Source organism: Clostridioides sp. ZZV14-6150, from assembly GCF_020657875.1.
Taxonomy (GTDB): domain Bacteria; phylum Bacillota; class Clostridia; order Peptostreptococcales; family Peptostreptococcaceae; genus Clostridioides.
This window is the reverse complement of sequence record NZ_JAGWDA010000016.1, coordinates 17,570-35,221: the sequence shown is the minus strand read 5'-3', so window position 1 is coordinate 35,221 and position 17,652 is coordinate 17,570. Positions and strand designations below refer to the sequence as shown.

16 protein-coding genes are annotated in these 17,652 nt (G+C 29.4%); 1 reads left to right on the top strand and 15 read right to left on the bottom strand.

Features of this window, described 5'->3' with window-relative positions; genetic code table 11:
• Positions 1 to 83: 83 nt before the first annotated feature.
• The 3 genes from glmU to purR all read right to left on the bottom strand — a co-directional run bounded on the left by glmU (position 84) and on the right by purR (position 2,986).
• Positions 84 to 1,463, bottom strand: coding sequence for a bifunctional UDP-N-acetylglucosamine diphosphorylase/glucosamine-1-phosphate N-acetyltransferase GlmU (gene glmU / locus KGF41_RS16590; protein ID WP_227829112.1), 1,380 nt, complete (start codon positions 1,461 to 1,463; stop codon positions 84 to 86).
• Between the two features lie 211 nt (positions 1,464 to 1,674).
• A complete protein-coding gene (spoVG, locus tag KGF41_RS16585) occupies positions 1,675 to 1,953 on the bottom strand; it encodes a septation regulator SpoVG (RefSeq protein ID WP_003421453.1) in 279 nt (92 codons plus the stop codon).
• Between the two features lie 154 nt (positions 1,954 to 2,107).
• Entirely contained in the window at positions 2,108 to 2,986 is an 879-nt protein-coding gene (purR, locus tag KGF41_RS16580) for a pur operon repressor (protein WP_227829113.1), read from the bottom strand.
• A gap of 218 nt (positions 2,987 to 3,204) precedes the next feature.
• On the opposite strand from purR, the gene murC reads away from it, so the two are divergent.
• Complete coding sequence (gene murC, locus KGF41_RS16575; protein WP_227829114.1) at positions 3,205 to 4,557, top strand: UDP-N-acetylmuramate--L-alanine ligase; 1,353 nt, start codon at positions 3,205 to 3,207, stop codon at positions 4,555 to 4,557.
• Between the two features lie 77 nt (positions 4,558 to 4,634).
• Here murC and KGF41_RS16570 read toward each other — a convergent pair whose 3' ends face one another.
• The 12 genes from KGF41_RS16570 to KGF41_RS16515 all read right to left on the bottom strand — a co-directional run bounded on the left by KGF41_RS16570 (position 4,635) and on the right by KGF41_RS16515 (position 17,631).
• A complete protein-coding gene (locus KGF41_RS16570; RefSeq protein WP_227829115.1) occupies positions 4,635 to 5,429 on the bottom strand; it encodes a hypothetical protein in 795 nt (264 codons plus the stop codon).
• 69 nt (positions 5,430 to 5,498) lie between these two features.
• Entirely contained in the window at positions 5,499 to 6,395 is an 897-nt protein-coding gene (locus KGF41_RS16565; RefSeq protein WP_227829116.1) for a cation diffusion facilitator family transporter, read from the bottom strand.
• 185 nt (positions 6,396 to 6,580) lie between these two features.
• On the bottom strand, positions 6,581 to 7,696 hold the full coding sequence (locus KGF41_RS16560; RefSeq protein ID WP_227856992.1) for a M20/M25/M40 family metallo-hydrolase: 1,116 nt from the start codon (positions 7,694 to 7,696) through the stop codon (positions 6,581 to 6,583).
• 149 nt (positions 7,697 to 7,845) lie between these two features.
• Complete coding sequence (locus tag KGF41_RS16555; RefSeq protein ID WP_227856991.1) at positions 7,846 to 9,135, bottom strand: hypothetical protein; 1,290 nt, start codon at positions 9,133 to 9,135, stop codon at positions 7,846 to 7,848.
• A gap of 65 nt (positions 9,136 to 9,200) precedes the next feature.
• The gene (rsmA, locus tag KGF41_RS16550; protein ID WP_227856990.1) at positions 9,201 to 10,070 is read right to left on the bottom strand and encodes a 16S rRNA (adenine(1518)-N(6)/adenine(1519)-N(6))-dimethyltransferase RsmA; all 870 of its coding nucleotides are present in this window, start codon (positions 10,068 to 10,070) and stop codon (positions 9,201 to 9,203) included.
• Between the two features lie 159 nt (positions 10,071 to 10,229).
• Positions 10,230 to 10,760, bottom strand: coding sequence for a ribonuclease M5 (gene rnmV, locus KGF41_RS16545; RefSeq protein ID WP_227829119.1), 531 nt, complete (start codon positions 10,758 to 10,760; stop codon positions 10,230 to 10,232).
• Between the two features lie 365 nt (positions 10,761 to 11,125).
• Positions 11,126 to 12,193 (bottom strand): putative 2-aminoethylphosphonate ABC transporter substrate-binding protein, encoded by a 1,068-nt coding sequence (locus tag KGF41_RS16540; protein WP_227829120.1) that lies wholly within the window; start codon positions 12,191 to 12,193, stop codon positions 11,126 to 11,128.
• Positions 12,194 to 12,204: 11 nt separating this feature from the next.
• Complete coding sequence (locus tag KGF41_RS16535; protein ID WP_227856989.1) at positions 12,205 to 13,893, bottom strand: putative 2-aminoethylphosphonate ABC transporter permease subunit; 1,689 nt, start codon at positions 13,891 to 13,893, stop codon at positions 12,205 to 12,207.
• A gap of 18 nt (positions 13,894 to 13,911) precedes the next feature.
• A complete protein-coding gene (locus tag KGF41_RS16530) occupies positions 13,912 to 14,907 on the bottom strand; it encodes an ABC transporter ATP-binding protein (RefSeq protein WP_227850631.1) in 996 nt (331 codons plus the stop codon).
• Positions 14,908 to 15,744 carry a PHP domain-containing protein gene (locus tag KGF41_RS16525; RefSeq protein WP_227850632.1) on the bottom strand — a complete coding sequence of 279 codons (837 nt, stop codon included), beginning with the start codon at positions 15,742 to 15,744 and terminating at the stop codon, positions 14,908 to 14,910.
• A gap of 3 nt (positions 15,745 to 15,747) precedes the next feature.
• Positions 15,748 to 16,917, bottom strand: a complete 1,170-nt coding sequence (locus KGF41_RS16520; RefSeq protein WP_227829124.1) for an alpha-D-ribose 1-methylphosphonate 5-triphosphate diphosphatase — start codon at positions 16,915 to 16,917, stop codon at positions 15,748 to 15,750.
• A complete protein-coding gene (locus tag KGF41_RS16515) occupies positions 16,918 to 17,631 on the bottom strand; it encodes a phosphonate C-P lyase system protein PhnL (RefSeq protein ID WP_227829125.1) in 714 nt (237 codons plus the stop codon).
• Positions 17,632 to 17,652 lie beyond the last annotated feature (21 nt).

Below are 17,652 nucleotides of genomic sequence, written 5' to 3'. Positions count from 1 at the left end.
TCCTGAAAATTTTAAAATCCTAATGAATATAATTTATAATAATTTCGAGCTAATTTTATTAGCCAAAATAATAAACTAAATAACTATTTACTTTGGTTATCTTTTTGATTCTTCTTTTCTACCCATCCTTCTTTAACAACTTGTCTTTGTCTTGCTATTGCTAAAGCTCCATCTGGGACATCATGTGTTATTGTTGAACCTGTAGCTATATATCCTTTTTCCTCTACAACTACTGGTGCAACTAAATTAGAATTTGAACCTATAAACGCATCGTCTTTTACTATTGACTTAAATTTATTTTTACCATCATAGTTTACAAATACTACTCCACATCCAATATTTACATTTTTACCAACATGTGCATCTCCTATATAAGAAAGATGAGATGCTTTTGAACCATCTTCTATAACAGCATTTTTTACCTCTACAAAATCACCTATTTTTACATTGTTTCCTAAGTTAGTTTTTGGTCTTAGATATGCATATGGTCCAACAGTAGTATTATCTCCAACTTTACTATCAAGTATAGTTGAATTTTTTATTTCTGTTCCAGTTCCTATTTCTGAGTTTGTTATAGATGAGTTCATTCCAATTATACAATCTGAACCTATCTTTGTTTTACCTTGTAACATAACACCTGGATATATTATAGTATCATTACCTATCTCAACATCAGATTCTATATAGGTAGAGTTAGTGTCTATTATAGTCACTCCATTTACCATATGAGATTCATTTATTCTTTTTCTCATAATTTCTTCTGCCTTTGATAATTCCACTCTTGAGTTAACACCCATAAGTTCTTCAATAGTTGAACCTGCAAATGCACCAACTTTTAAGCCTTTGTCTCTCATTATTTTAGCAGTATCAGTTAAATAATATTCACCTTGTGCATTGTTATTATTTAACAAATCTAATGCTTCTCTAAGACTCTTTCCATTAAAACAGTATATCCCAGAATTTATTTCACTTATCATTTTTTCTTCTGAATTTGCATCTTTTTGCTCCACTATTTTAAGAAGGTCCCCCTTCTTATCTCTTATTATTCTACCATAACCTGTTGGATTTCCAACTTTTGTTGTAAGAACTGTGGCATGATATTTATTTTCTATATGGAAATCAAATAATTTCTTTAATGTTTCTTCCTTTATAAGTGGAGTGTCTCCACAAAGTACAACTATTACATCTTCATCATTTATATATTCTTTAGCCATTTTTACAGCATGTCCTGTTCCAAGCTGTTCTGTTTGCATAGCTATCATAGTTTCTTCTGCAAGTTTTTCTTTTACTACATCTGCTTCATGCCCCAAAATTACAACAGTATCCTTTACGCCTGATTTTTTTGAAACATCTATAATATGGTTGACCATTTCTTTTCCACATACTTTATGTATAACTTTTGGGTATTTAGACTTCATTCTTGTTCCTTTGCCAGCGGCAAGGATTATAGCTTTAAAGTTCATTGATACACTCCATTCAATCTAATTTAATTTTATTCGTATTATTATCTCAATCAATATACATTATAATACATTTATTTAACAATTTGTATACAACATATACATTATCACTAATAATATAGCACTTTTTTACTAAAAAGTACATATTTTAATGCAAATTCTACATTTAAAAAGAGCCTAAATGTTCGGGCTCTCTCCATTTTTATATTTATTGTTATTCAGCAGCTACTTCCCATTGAACTAATGCTTCATGATACGCTTGTAAAACTGCATCTTCTAAAACTTGTCTCATTTCTGCATTTATTGGATGAGCTATGTCTCTGAAATTTCCTTCGCCTACTTTTCTGCTAGGCATTGCTATAAATAACCCATTGTGGCCTTCTATAACTTTTATATCATGTACTACAAACAAATTATCAAAAGTTATTGACACTATACATTTCATTTTACCTTCTTCTGTTAATTTTCTTACTCTTACGTCAGTTATCTTCATACCAATATATCCCCCTTTGATTTTGACAGAAATTAATTTATATTAAAATTATTATTGTTGGAATAAATTAATATAAACTGTTTTTTAAGTAATTCTATGGACAACTAGGGATATCCTCTTTTTATTTTTACATATTTTTCTAAATATTTTTTTATTAATCTTCATCTATCTCAAATTCAAATTCTGAATCATTTTCCCCATCTAAGTCTTCATTTCTATATTCATATTTAAAAGTTTTTAAGTTTGGTTCAACTACTATTTTATCTCCAGTAACATCTAACTGAATTAGTGATATATAATCTTTTACCATTTTTTCTGAAGGATTTGTTGTAGATATGAATACTCCAGTACCTATAACCTCTGCTCCAAATTCATTCATAAGGTCTACCATTCCTTTTATAGTACCTCCACCCCTCATGAAATCATCTATAATTATAACTTTACTATCTGGTTTAAGAGCCTTTCTTGGTAAACTCATACTCTCAACCTTCGAATTATTTCCACTTACATATGTCATACTAAGGGTAGGACCTTCTGATACTTTTATATCTTTTCTTATTATAACTAGAGGTAAATTCATAGCCTTTGCAGTCATAAGTGCCATAGGTATACCTTTTGTTTCCATTGTTACAACATAATCTGCGTCTACATATTCAATGTTTGAAGCAAATATTTTTCCTATCTTAGCAGCTATTGTAGGGTCATAAATTAAATCAATTAAGTATAAAAAACCGCCAGATAGTATTCTAGATGTGTCACATATTTTCTCGCACAATTCCATTAAAAACTCTGCATTTTCTGCTATAGAAGTTTTAGGTATATATTTTACTCCTCCTGCTGCTCCTGAGATAGTTATAACTTTACCTAAGTGTAGTTTTTCAAATACATTTTTTACAACTAATAAATCTTCACTTATTGTTGATTTTGCTGCATTAAATTGATTTGTAAAATAACTTAATGTATATATTTTATTTGGATTATCAGATAGTATTTTAACTATTGCTCCAATTCTCTCTGTTCTTTTAAATTTCATTACTATTTCCTCCTACAAGTACCTTTATATAACGTTAAACTAACTAATGCATAACAATTCGTATTGTGGTATAATATTACTTATGTTTTATTATATTCAAAAATAAAATACATATAATATTATATGCATATTAATTATAAAATATTGAACATTATATTATTATACCACAAAAATAGTTCATATTGTAGGACTTAATTAAAAAGAAAGGTGGTTTTATTATGAATATACACTTTATAGGAATTGGCGGTATCAGCATGAGTGCATTAGCCGAAATATGTATCAATAAGGGTTATCAGGTTTCAGGTTCGGATTCAAACGAATCATACCTATTAGACAAACTTAGGGATCAAGGGGCAACTATCTATATCGGTCAAAAAAAAGAAAATATATCAGATGATGTAAATATGGTTGTTTATACTGCAGCAGTTCACCCAGACAATGAAGAACTTATAGCTGCTCGAGAAAAAAATAAATTAATAATGAACAGAGCTACTTTTTTAGGTCAGATTATGAGGGAGTATAAAAACTCTATAGCAGTTTCTGGGACACATGGAAAAACTTCTACAACATCTATGCTGTCTACAATTTTTGAATATGCAGACTTAGACCCTACTATATTGGTTGGTGGTAACTTAAGTATGATAGGCGGTAATGTTAAGATAGGTAATTCTAACCACTTTATAACTGAAGCATGTGAATATGTAGATAGTTTCCTCAATTTTAATCCTAAGATATCTATAGTTTTAAATGTTGAGGAAGACCATCTTGATTATTTCTCTGGTATAGATGAAATCAAAGCTTCGTTTAACAAATTTGGTAAACTTTTACCTCCAGATGGATATTTCATAATAAATGGTGATGATGAAAATGTTGATGACATATTGTACGATGTTAAAGCTACTATTATAAAATATGGTAGAGATTCTGACAATGATGCTGTTATAAAAGATATACATTTTGACAATGGTGGTCACGGAATATTTAAAATAGAGTACCAAGGAAAAGATTTAGGAGAATTTGAACTTTCTGTATATGGCCTTCATAACATATACAATGCTTCTTCTGCTATAATGGCAGCTCTTGTTTCTGGTATTGATTTAGAGACTATAAGAAAAAATATAAAAATATATAAAGGCGTAGGAAGAAGATTTGAATCTAAGGGATATTACAAAAATGCCTTAGTAATAGATGATTATGCACATCATCCAACTGAGCTAAAGGCTACTTTAGCTGCTGCTAAAAAGTTAAAAAAATCAACTTTATGGTGCATCTTCCAACCGCATACTTACACTAGAACAAAATCTCTTTTAGGTGAATTTTCAGAAGCTTTCTATGCAGCTGATAAAGTTATAATAACAGATATATATGCTGCAAGAGAAGATGACCCAGGAGATATACACTCTAAAGACTTAGTTGAAAAATTATATCAAAACAATGTAGATGCTATCTACATAAAAGAATTTGAAGATATAGTAAAATATTTACGTGAAAATGTTAATGATAATGATTTAGTAATAACTGCTGGTGCTGGTCCAATATATAAGGTTGCAGACTTACTAGTTGAAAAATAGTATGTAACTAAAAATAACATATAAAAATTAATTTAGGCTATCAAATGATATAATCACTTGATAGCCTTCTTAATATTTTATTTCTTTCCAATCTCAAATATTTCATTTTTAAGATAATCAAATAAACTTGTATGAACCTCGTAGTAAGAGACAGTTTTCTTAGAAGTAACTTTTACATAATCCTTGCCCATTGTATCCACTTTCACCGCAAAATTTTCACCTTTTATATTTATACTGAAATTATAATCACTTCTTTCCTTACTTTTTTCTGGCTGAACCTTTCCTACAACTCTTTTTGAAATCATCTTATGTGCTAAATCATCAAACTTCCATTTATGAATCTTCTTAGTTTCTTTTCCATAAGTTATAGTGACCTCTTTCCAGTCTTTATAGTGACTCAAAAGGTCAAATGAAGTATATATGCTCTCATCTAAAAGCTTCTTAAAAGAATTCTTGGAATCAATTGGAACTTTATAATATTCCTCTTTATTTACAGTATAGACTCTAAAAAAATTAAGGTCTGTAGAAAATTTAATTCCATCATCAGAATACCCTTCATAAATTGCTTCATAAGAAGTAGTATTTCTCACTTTCTTAAATTCTGAGAAAAAGAACTTTATCTCGTTCCACATATCTTCTTCGATTTTTATGTTTTCTACATTTTTATCTGATACATAAATTTTCTTCTTCTCTTTTATTTGAGTCATTAAAGACCTATTATCTTCTGTCTCTGTTTCTACTTTCTTTGGAACCTCACTCTTATCCTTTTCCATGTTTAGACCTATTTTAAAAGATATAAAGTATATTATAAAGAAAACAACTACTCCTATTAATATTGCAGCTTTTTTCTTTAGTTTTCTTTTCTTACTCATTTAACCACCCCTAGAGTTTATAGTCATAAAACAATTATATAACTTTTTACACTTTTTTTTAAGCCATAATTATTTTATACACTTATTTCCTTGGCAATTAGTACATGGTTCAACATGAACTGTTATCCCTTTTACAAATTCCATATGTTTTATTATATGTTTTTCCAACTTAGTAGCAATATCATGCCCCTGTTTTACTGTTAGATTTTCATCAACACATATAGTCAAGTCCACATATGCCATAGCTCCATGTTTTCTAGTCTTTATATCTCCTAGATTTTTAACGCCCTCTGTATCTGCTACAATAAACTTTAATTCTTGTCTTTCTTCTTCTTCAACTGAAACATCCATCAATTCATTTACAGAACTTATAAGTATATCAATTCCTACCTTAGCTACAAATACTGCTACTACAACTGATGCAATTGGGTCTAATGGTTTAAATCCTAAAATAGAACCTCCTATACCTATAAATGCAGCCACTGAAGATAGAGCATCTGACCTATGATGCCAAGCATCTGCTTTTAAAGCGGGTGAATTTATCTTTTTAGCAACTTTTATTGTTATTCTATATTGATACTCTTTTATCAAAATTGAAATGACTGACACTATTAATGGAAGTATTGATGGAACACTCAATGCATCTAAGTTAAATAAGGATTTAATAGCCCCTATACCTATTGTGATAGAAACAAATATAAGTAATATTGATAATACGAATGATACCAATGTCTCTGCCTTTTCGTGACCATAATTATGTTCCTTATCTCCTGGTCTAGAAGATACATAATTACCTATCAGCACACCTACAGAACTTATAATATCTGAAGCGGAATGTAATCCATCTGCAATCATAGCACTAGAATTACCAATAATACCAGCTATCACCTTAATTATTGTTAAGACTATATTCCAGATTATTGATTGTATTGTTATTTTATTTGCTTCCTCGTACCTTGTTTCCATTGTTATTCCTCCTCATAAACCAAATCTAAATATTATTAAAAACATATATTTAAACATAAATTAAAGTTATTATTATATTCAAATGTATATCTTTTACTTTCAATAGAGATTATCAATCTTCTATAAAATGAAAAATCACCTAGCTTGAGCTAGGCGATATATATATTATACACTATTATTTAAATTTATGCTTCTTTTATTATCTCTATTACCATTTTGGCAGAATCATATAAATCCTTTATAGCTATATGTTCATCTAATGTATGAGCATTTTTCATACCTATTCCTAGAGTTATAGCTTCAATACCATTTTTACTTAATATATTAGTATCGCTACCTCCTCCTGTAGATTCAGTATGACCTTCTATTCCTAAATTTGAAAATGCTTTTTTTGCAAGTTGTATTATTTCTGAATCTTCATTAACATCTATTGGAGTATATGCTCTATTTACATCTATTTCAATTTTAGCTCCAAAATCCTTAGCGGCTTTTTCAAAAGTTTCTACCATATGTTTAGTTTGAACATCTAATTTATCTTCTTTTAGGCTTCTAGCTTCTGCAACTATGTTAACTTCTCCTGTTACTATATTTGTAGCTGTTCCACCATTTATAATTCCTATGTTAGCAGTTGTTTCTTCATCTATTCTAAGTAAATTCATATTATCTATTGCTCTAGCAGCTACCATTATAGCACTTATACCAGCTTCAGGCTCAAGACCTGCATGAGCTGTCTTTCCTAATATCTTAACATTTATTACATCTTGTGCAGGAGCTTTTACTATTATCTCTCCAGGAGAACCACCACTATCTAATACAAAGGCATATTTAGAATCTATTTTTGCATAGTCTAAATTTTTAGCTCCAACTAATCCACATTCTTCACATATAGAGAATACAACTTGAATATCAGTATGTTCTATATTGTTTTCTTTTACCTGTCTTAATCCCTCTAATATAGCTACTATACCTGCTTTATCATCAGAGCCTAATATTGTAGTACCATCACTTTTTATTATTCCATTTACTTCATCCACTATAGGTTTTACCCCTATTCCTGGAGTTACTGTATCCATATGTGAACTAAATAATATTTTCTTTCCTTCTTTATTTCCTTTTAAAGTAGCTATTATATTGCCTGTTTCTCCATTTGCTTTTTCACCAGCATTATCTACTACAACTGAACAACCTATTTCTTCTAACTTTTCAACTAATACTTTAGCTACATTCCCCTCTTTTAAAGATAAACTGTCTATCTGTATTAATTCAAGGAACTCATTTAAAATTCTTTGCTCGTTTATCATAATCTTCCTCCATAATATAATAGGTATTTCAACATATATTGTAGTGTAATATTTAAATATTATCAATAGTTTTTAAACTTTTATATCATTTTCATTAATTTTCTTTACTAAAATGAAAGTTAAAGTTAAATTCTTTCATTCTTATTGTTTTATCTAACTATATTTCTCTGTCTAGAATCTATAAAGCATAACCAGTAGCCTAAACTATTGGTTCTATGGTCACAAACTTGATATTTTAAAAATCCTGTGCTTCCATTATCTGGTTGTTCATTTCTATTCCCTGGAATAGCATAAATATAATGCTTTCTCTTATTATATTCATCATATTGTACTCCAAATAAGTAATGTCTATATTTATATGAATGTAAAACTGCATCACTATACATTGTATAATTCAATACATTTAAATATCCTAAATAAGGCATTGAATATCCACACAATGTTGTAGGATTTACCTCTATTTTCCACCATCTTGTATTGTCTATATAATCTGCTGCAAAAGGCTTAACTTCTCTGAATAGTTTTAGCCCTTTTTTTATTTGTCTAGGCATAAGTAATGTTCCAGCTTGCTTATTTCCACTATCTACTTGACTTATCCCATTAGCTCTTTTTACTTTTTCAATATTATTTTGTTCTTTTTGAGCTTTCTTTGACTTAGTAGTTTTTGGAGAAGCAACTATCTTTTCTTCATGTCTTATTTCAAAGTCTTCTTCATCCTCATCATATTCCTCATCATCTTCTATATCGTCATAGCATTCATTTTCTTTACCCTTGTTATAATTTTCTATTTCTTTATAGTTATTAAATTCTTCAATTTCACCATCACTAGAATCTTCTATATCTGCTCTTGCCTTTAATTCTACCTCTTCACTTTCATCATCTTCCCAATAATCGTCATATTCATCTTCATCTTCATCATATTCTTCTATGATATATTCTTCGTCACTATCACTATTTTCTTCATTGTCATCATCATCTTCTCTATATTCTTCACTTGCATCATCTATATCGTCTTCTAAATACTCTTCTTCACTTTCAGCTAATTCTTCATCTTCTACATCTTGGAATAATATGTCCTCATAATTTTCAATCTTATTTCCCTTAAAGCCAACTAAAGGAATATTTCTTTCATACAATAAGGCAATTCCTTTTATCTCTTCATCATAATCCTCTAAATCTAAAACAAATTCACCTCTTCCTTGTTCATTTAAAATTATATTTCCTAAGTCTATTAATCCATGGTCACCTTTTATTGCTACTGCTTTATACCCATCTTTAACATATTTTAGATTTTCTACATATAATGCAATGATTGATTTTTCATCATTTACTTCGACTTTTGCAAAAGCTTTTGGCAGTACTCGTTCTTTGTATCTAAAGTTTATGTCTTTAGCTTCTAGTATTATATAGTCTCTTTTAAACTTTCTTTTAGAACCCACTGCAATCCCCCCTTAACACAGTTTCTCTAAACAATATATGTTAATAAAATAAAAAAAAGTACCTCCTATTTAGAAGATACTTTTGTATTTACTATATTTGAAAGAACTGCAAACTCTTCTATACTAAGAGTTTCACCGCGTCTTTTTTCATCTATATTAGCTTCTTTTAATATTTCTCTTATTTCGTCCTTATTAAGAAAACCAAGGCCTCCCAATGAATTAAGTAGAGTCTTCCTTCTTTGTCCAAAAGATGCTTTTATTGTCTTGAAAAATATTTCTTCATTATGAACATCATATTTCTTTTCAGCTCTAACATGTAAACCTATAACTGTTGAATCTACATTAGGCTGTGGTATAAACATATGTCTTGGAGCCTTTGCTACAATTTCTGTTTCACAATAGTACTGAACAGCTATAGACAATGCTCCATAATCCTTCGTACTTGGAACAGCATTCATTCTATCTGCAACTTCTTTTTGAACCATAACCACTATATCTGTTACAGGTATATCCTCTTCTAAAAACTTCATAACTATTGGTGTAGTTATATAATATGGAAGATTTGCTACAAGCTTAACTGGTCCACCATTTAATTTATCTTTTATTAGCTCTTGTATATCTACTTTTAATATGTCTTGATTTATAACTTCTATGTTCTCTAAATCTGATAAGGTATCTTTCAATATAGGAATTAAGTTTTTATCAATTTCTATAGCTACCACTTTTTCTGCTACCTTACCCATTTCACGAGTTAGTGTACCTATACCAGGTCCTACTTCTATTATATTATCTCCTTCTGCCACTCTAGCTCCATCCAATATTTTATCTATTATATTACTATCTATTAAAAAATTCTGACCTAAAGACTTTGAAAATTTAAAATTATGTTTTTGTACTACTTCTTTTGTTGCGCTATGTGAAGATAGTCTATCCATCGTTTACTCCTTTTTAACTTATTTTAAGATTTTATCCTATTAATTATACTTATTTACATGTATTCAAAGCAAAATAGTTATTAAAGACAATTTATTTTAAATTACTCTGTAATTTTATATTTATTTTTTATATTTTTTTCATATCATACATGCTTACATTTAAATTTGTTTTAATGCACTTACAAATTCTTCTCTTTCAACACCATAATTATTTAATCTATTTAAAAATTGCTTTGCATTTCCATAGCCAATTCCAAGTATTTTACCAAGTGCATCTCTCCTAGATGATGCATCTTCATTTCCTATAAGACCATTTCTAATCAAATCAACTTGTTTAAATTCATCTCTTTTTTCTGTACTTTCAGTTCTAACTTTATTTAAAGCTGCTATTATACTTTTTGGAGTAGCATTTTCTATTCCTATATCTCCATCCTTTTTAGCTTCTTCTCTTGGTAAAAACGCATGTTTACATCCTGGGACTTCTGATGCTATTTTTTTTCTTATTTTTTCACCTGCAAAGTCTGGGTCTGTAAATATTATAACTCCACGTCTTTCATTAGCTGATTTTATACGCTCCATTACTCCTTTTGGAAATCCAAATCCACCTGTGGTTATAAGTTCTGCATCTATCGCTCTCTTAACTGCTGTAACATCGTCTCTTCCCTCTACTACTATTATCTCTTTTATCATATAAATTCACCTTTTATTTGTTTTTAGTTTTTGTTTACATCTCTTTATTTTAAGGTTTTTATTTGATTTAATCAAGGCACTAACCTATTTATTTTTATTTAGAAATCTATAGTTTAAAAAAAATTTATTTCTACTAGATAAATATATTCACTATTATATTCTATTGAATCACTTATAAGCAACAATAAATCCCCTGTAGCATTACCTATATTAATATTATATCATCCATACAATTTTCTTTTTTAATATCAATGATTTATAGAAAAAATATGTGGGTCTCATGACAAATATAAAATATATATTAAAAAAACCTAGATATAAAATTTATATTCTAGGTTCTCTTTTGTTGGATTTTATTAATGAATTTAACTTTCCTTTTCTGTCTTTCCATCATATTTTGATATCCATTTATTTAATATAGTTTCTCTATTTTTTGCTGCTGATTTTAAATCATTATCTATCATTTGCTCTAATGGCTTTTTAGGGAATCCTTCTGGGATTGGATTTCCTGTATCAACTGTAGTAACTGCATAGTTCTTAGAATACTCATTCATTGCATCTTTACTTATCGCCCAATCTAAAAATACCTTAGAAGCTTCTTTTATATTCTCTTTTTTTACAAGAGCATTTGCTTCTATATCCCATCCAGAACCTTCTTTTGGAAACACTACTTCTACTGGATAACCTTCTTCTTTTAATTTTATGCCTCTGTATCCAAAAGATATCCCTATAGGGTATTCTCCTGAAGCTGATGATGTAGCTGGAGCTGAACCAGATTGAGTATATACACCAATATTTTCATGTAACTTATCCATATATTGCCATGCCTTTTCTTCTCCCATAATTTGTATAAGCGCTGACACTGTTAAATATCCTGTTCCAGAAGAAGATGGATTTGGCATAGATATAAGCCCCTTATATTCTGGCTTTATCAAATCTTCATAAGAACTAGGAACTGGTATATTTTTATCTTTTAATTCTTTAGTATTTACAGTTATACCTGTCATCCAAGCATCTATACCAACCCATGAAGGCACTTCTTTATCATCTTTAAATGCAGTGTCTATCTTATCAGACCCTTCTGGAGCGTATGGTTCTAGCATTCCTTGGTCATCTGCAACTAACAAACTTGTGGCAGCAATCCCCCATACAACATCTGCTTGTGGATTATCTTTTTCTGCTAATAATCTCGCTGTTATATCTCCTGTCGATGCTCTAACAACATTTAATTTAATATCTGGATATTTTTCTTTAAATGTAGCTAAATATGGGTCTATACTGTCTTCTTCGATTGCTGTATAAACTGTTAATTCTCCTTTTGTTTTACTATCAGACTTTGAATCTCCACCTGATGAGGCAGTGCTACATCCTGTTATTACACTCAATAAAAGTGTTGATAATACTCCTAAAGAAACTAGCTTCTTAAATTTCATCTTTACCTCCCCTATGCAACATCTTTTTGTTGCCATTTTTGTGTATGGTTTTTTAATTTTTTTGTTACGAATTCATAGCAAAGTCTTACTATTATATTTGTTAAAAGTACTAATACTGCCATAGCTGCTGATGGCCCTATATATCCTATCTCATCTAACTTCAATATGGAAATTGATGCAGTCTGAGTCTGAGGGGTATACAAAAATATTAATGCTGAAACAGTAACCATTGAATTTACAAAATAATATACCACTATCTCAAGTATTGATGTTATAGACATTGGTACTGTGATGTTAAAAAACACTTTATAAAATGGAATATTTATAGATTTTGCGACTAATTCATACTCTCTATCCAACATTTTTAGTGATGAGTTTGAAGTTATAAAACAAACAGAATAAAAATGTACTATGTTTACTATGACAAGTATGACTGTACCACCATATAGGAAATTTAGTGGATTACTTGCTGAGTTAAAAAAAGTTATATATGATATTCCTAGTACTAGACCTGGTAATGCCATTGGTATCATAGATAAGAAGTAAGCTGTTTGTCTTAATCGTGGAAATTTATCCACTTTTTCTATCATGTATGCACTAAAAAACACAAATATAGTTCCAAATATAGCTGTTAGTGTTGATATTTTTAAACTGCTTAAATAAGTTTTTAATCCGCTTCCTAAAATACCTTTAAATGTATAATGTTCCATCGTAAAACTTAGGTTATATGGCCATAATTTTATAACTGAACCTATAACTGAAACGAATATCAAAATGAAGATTAGTAAAGTTATAAAACTACACGCTATTAAAAATACTCTATCTCTAAATTTATTTTCTTTAATTTTATAAGGCATAGATTTTGCTGTTATAGTCATTCCTTGTTTTTTACTTGCCACCTTGTCTAATGTAAAAGCTATTAGTACAGGAATTAACATTACCATAGAAACAGTTGCCCCCATTGGTATATTAAACTGCCCTACTACTTGCTTATATATATCCGTAGCTAATACATTATAGTTTCCTCCAACTACCTTTGCTGCTCCAAAGTCTGTAAATGCAAGTATAAAGGATACAAAGAAAGAACTTACTAGTGAGTACTTTATGCCTGGAATTGTAATTTTAAAAAACTTTTTAAAATCACTAGCCCCTAAGCTATCTGCGGCTTCATAAAGTCTATAATCTGCCATAGAAAGCGCAACAGATAGTATTAAAAAAGCTTGTGGGAATGTAAACAGTATTTGAGAGACAATTATTCCTAATGGTCCATATAACGGTATCTCAAATCCCATTGTTGTAAATATTCCTTTATTTCCAAAAAGGTATATAAGTGAAATACCATATAACATAGTTGGTGCAAAAAGAGGAAACATTCCCATAGTTTTGAAAAAATTCTTAAATTTTATATTTGTTCTCGTTATTGCATATGAATAGATAAATGCTAAACACAGCGATATTAAAGATGAAACTGTGGATACAAAAATTGAATTTTTAAATGATGCTATAAGACTTGGATTTTCAGCATATTTACTAAAATTTGAAATACCTATGAAGTTTCCACTTGTATCTAAAAATGCATTTTTTAATAATGATACTAAAGGAAACAAAATAAATACTATTAGTACAATTAGCGAAAAAATCAGAAAACATTTTTGTATTGTGCTATCACTTATCCTTCTTTTGTTTTTTGTTGTTATCATTTATTCACCCCTAGCTATTTAAGCACATCCCTCTGATTTATATTCTACAATTCCCTCTTTGGGAATTTTGAAATTTATTTTAGACCCTATACACAGTTTCATTTGTTCTGCAACTTTTGAAACTATGTCTAATTTTATTTTCTTAGAACAATATTCAACTGTAATTCTATAGTTAAATCCTCTAAATTCAATATCTAAAATCTCTCCAACTTTAATGTCATTGTCTTTAGAATCTCTATTAAATTCTACCTTTATATCTTCTGGTCTGATAGCTATCTTATTAATACCATCATCTATAAAGTTTATTGTTCCTATAAAGTCAGCTACAAAAGGTGTCTCTGGATTTTTATATACTTCTTTTGGAGTCCCAACCTGTATTATTTCTCCACTATTCATAACAACCATTTTATCTGCTAGGCAAAGTGCCTCTTCTTGGTCATGAGTTACCATTATAGTGGTAATTCCAAGCTTTCTATGTAAACTTCTAATCTGTTCCCTAAGTTTCAACCTTACTTTTGCATCCAATGCAGATAATGGTTCATCAAGAAGTAAAAAATCTGGCTCTAAAGCAATTGCACGAGCTAGCGCGACTCTCTGTTGCTGTCCTCCTGATAATTGCGATGGATACTTTTTCTCATATCCATTTAGTTCGACAACTTCTAAAACTTCTTTAATTTTCTTATCAATATTAGATTTATTTATATTTTTATTTTCTAAGCCAAAAGCTATGTTTTTGTAAACAGTCATGTTTGGAAATAGTGCATATGACTGAAAAACTATACCAAAATTTCTACTTTCAGGTGGTAAGTTCGTCATATCCTTATCATTCATTATTATTTTTCCATCATGTTTGTCTTCAAGACCTGCAATTATTCTAAGCAATGTACTTTTCCCACAACCACTTGGTCCCAATAAACAAATAAACTCTCCTTTTTCAATATCAATATATATATCTTTTAGCACTTTAGCTTGTCCATAACTTTTACTTACATCTTTAACTTGTAAAAAAGACATTTATAAAACCCCTCCTAAGGCTAACCTAAACTTAAATAAATCTTCTCTATTTAAGCTTTTACTTCCTAGGTCACACTCATGCTGAGAGTAAAGCCCATGATAATCTGAGCCTCCTGTAACAACTAAGTTGTATTTCTTAGCATAAGAAAGTGACTCTTTTTCTAAATCTTTATTGTGAGATGGATGATACACTTCTATCCCATCTAATCCAACATTCACCATATCTTCAATAGCATTAAAATTGTCCATTTGGCCAGGATGAGCTAGTACACAAATTCCACCAGAGCTTTTTATAGCTCTTATTGCATCTTTATAATCTACATATTTTAAAGATACATACGCCTTACCATTTCCTCTATGAAACAACTCTTTATATAAACTTGAATATATTTTATCTGTGTACCCTTTATCTATAAGTGCTTTCATTATATGTTGTTTAAATATTCCAGTCTTTGATGAATATTTCTTTACATCTTCTAGAGATATTTTATATCCTAAATCTATAATTTTATTTACCATCTTAACAGATGCTTTATGCCTATCGCAAACCATTGGATTACATAAATTTTTTATTTCTTGACTATTTAAATCTATATTATAGCCCAAGATATGAACTCTTTTTCTGTTTTTATAATCGTATGCTGATATTTCTATACCTGGTATTATAGTTATTCCATAATTTTCTCCCAATACGATAGCTTCATCTAGCCCAGACAATGTATCATGATTTGTTATTGCTAAAACACTTATATTCTTTTCTAATGCTATCTTAATTATTTCTTCTGTAGTGAAGTTGTTATCTGATATGCTTGTATGACAATGTAAATCTGTTAACAATCTTTATACCTCCCTTTTATAAACTGTTTTTCCATTTACAATAGTATTTACAACTCTTGGATACTCACTATCAATATCCAATAAAACTAAATCTGCTTTTTTATTTTCTTTTATGCTACCTCTTTCATCATATATACCAACTGCTTTAGCTGGATTTGAAGTAAATAGGTTAACTGCTTTATTTAGACTGTTAGTTCCTTGTGCAACTATGCACATGGACTTTATCATTGCTGATGGAAGATAGTCTGAACAAACAATATCACAACAATCTTCCAATATAGCATCCATTGCCTTTAAGTTGTTATTATGAGATTTCCCTCTTACAATATTTGGGGCACCTAGACAAGTTAAAACACCCAGTTTCTTTGAATATTTTGCAACTTCAAGAGTTATAGGAAATTCAGATACATTAACTCCTATATTTTTTATAAAATCCATTTTTTCTAATGTATCATCATCATGTGATGCAACATTTATATTTTTAGTTTTTGCCCTTCCTATGACACTAGCTATTTTATTCCAATCTAAATTATCATGTAAATCTACTAATTCATCTAACCATGTATCTACATAATTTTCTGTTACTCCCCATACTTTAGTAGCATATTCTCTATAGAACTTCGGATTTGTATATTGACCTTGTCCTGGAGAATGGTCCATTATAGATAAATAGTCTATTTTATCTTTGTCTAATAACTCTGATACCTTATCTAAGCCTTCATGGTACAACACTTCATACCTTAGATGAACTTTATGATTTATACTCTTACTATTTATATTTTTGTACGAATCGATATTTTCAATCATTTTTAAAGAATTATCAATACTTCTAACTCCTACTCCATCACCTAGAGATATAGAATGATAAACTGTTGTTATTCCATTTGCAGGTAGTTTTTTATCTAGCTCATAAAATGCCATATTAAATGGTAATAATGTACTTGGTCTTGGCTCTATTTCCTTTTCAATAGCATCACTATGAATATCTATGATACCAGGTATAACATATAAATTTTTTGCATCTATTATTTCATCTATCTCGTTGAAATCTAGTAAGTAGTCAATCTTATCATTTGAGACTTTCTTTATTGTATCTCCTTCTATAATTAAATGGCCATTTTCTAATATTTTATCTTCCAATACAATATTTGCATTATGAATTAATTTTACCATCTAAGCTACCCCGCTTTCACTTATAGTGCCTTTTGTCATAGTAAAGGTTTTATCTATAACTGTCTCCATAAATTCTATATCATGAAATATCCCTATCATTGTAGTTCCTTGATTTTTAAGTTCCAACATTTTTTCTTTTACGTATATTTTAGATTGATTATCAAGTGATGCAGTTGGTTCATCAAGCAATAAAAGTCTAGGTTTTTTTACCATAGCTTGTGCTAGATTTAACCTTAACTTTTCTCCACCAGAAAAATTATTCGGATAGGAATCCCACAAGTTTTCCTTTATTTCAAACTGAGTCAGTATATCTTTCGCCATATCATATGCACAATCTTTTTCAAATCCACTCTCAATTAGAGAATGTACTACTAGCTCAATAGCAGTTATTCGTGGAAGTGTTTTTAAAAACTGTGATACATATCCTATTTCCTTTTTTCTAAGATTTATCATTTCTCTATCGCCAATTGTAGATAAATCTATCTTTCCATATATTTCTGAGTTGAATATTATTTCTCCAGTCGCTGGGATATAGGTTTTATAAATACTTTTTAATATAGTAGACTTTCCCGCTCCAGATTTTCCTATTATTCCTAAAAATTCACCTTTAGAAATTGTAAAATTTATTTCACTACACGCTTTTATAGTTTTGTTTAATGCATGTAATTCAAAATCTTTGCTAAAATTATTTACTTCAAGTATAATTTCTTCCATTTTATTTAAAACCCCCATTTT

Excerpts from the sequence above, each read along its gene's own strand:
- KGF41_RS16520 (WP_227829124.1), bottom strand. The coding sequence starts at position 16,917 with ATGGTAAAATTAATTCATAATGCAAATATTGTATTGGAAGATAAAATA.
- KGF41_RS16540 (WP_227829120.1), bottom strand. The coding sequence starts at position 12,193 with ATGAAATTTAAGAAGCTAGTTTCTTTAGGAGTATTATCAACACTTTTA.
- purR (WP_227829113.1), bottom strand. The coding sequence starts at position 2,986 with ATGAAATTTAAAAGAACAGAGAGAATTGGAGCAATAGTTAAAATACTA.
- KGF41_RS16535 (WP_227856989.1), bottom strand. The coding sequence starts at position 13,893 with ATGATAACAACAAAAAACAAAAGAAGGATAAGTGATAGCACAATACAA.
- KGF41_RS16515 (WP_227829125.1), bottom strand. The coding sequence starts at position 17,631 with ATGGAAGAAATTATACTTGAAGTAAATAATTTTAGCAAAGATTTTGAA.
- KGF41_RS16570 (WP_227829115.1), bottom strand. The coding sequence starts at position 5,429 with ATGAGTAAGAAAAGAAAACTAAAGAAAAAAGCTGCAATATTAATAGGA.
- murC (WP_227829114.1), top strand. The coding sequence starts at position 3,205 with ATGAATATACACTTTATAGGAATTGGCGGTATCAGCATGAGTGCATTA.
- KGF41_RS16560 (WP_227856992.1), bottom strand. The coding sequence starts at position 7,696 with ATGATAAACGAGCAAAGAATTTTAAATGAGTTCCTTGAATTAATACAG.
- rnmV (WP_227829119.1), bottom strand. The coding sequence starts at position 10,760 with ATGATAAAAGAGATAATAGTAGTAGAGGGAAGAGACGATGTTACAGCA.
- rsmA (WP_227856990.1), bottom strand. The coding sequence starts at position 10,070 with ATGGATAGACTATCTTCACATAGCGCAACAAAAGAAGTAGTACAAAAA.
- KGF41_RS16530 (WP_227850631.1), bottom strand. The coding sequence starts at position 14,907 with ATGTCTTTTTTACAAGTTAAAGATGTAAGTAAAAGTTATGGACAAGCT.
- glmU (WP_227829112.1), bottom strand. The coding sequence starts at position 1,463 with ATGAACTTTAAAGCTATAATCCTTGCCGCTGGCAAAGGAACAAGAATG.
- KGF41_RS16565 (WP_227829116.1), bottom strand. The coding sequence starts at position 6,395 with ATGGAAACAAGGTACGAGGAAGCAAATAAAATAACAATACAATCAATA.
- spoVG (WP_003421453.1), bottom strand. The coding sequence starts at position 1,953 with ATGAAGATAACTGACGTAAGAGTAAGAAAATTAACAGAAGAAGGTAAA.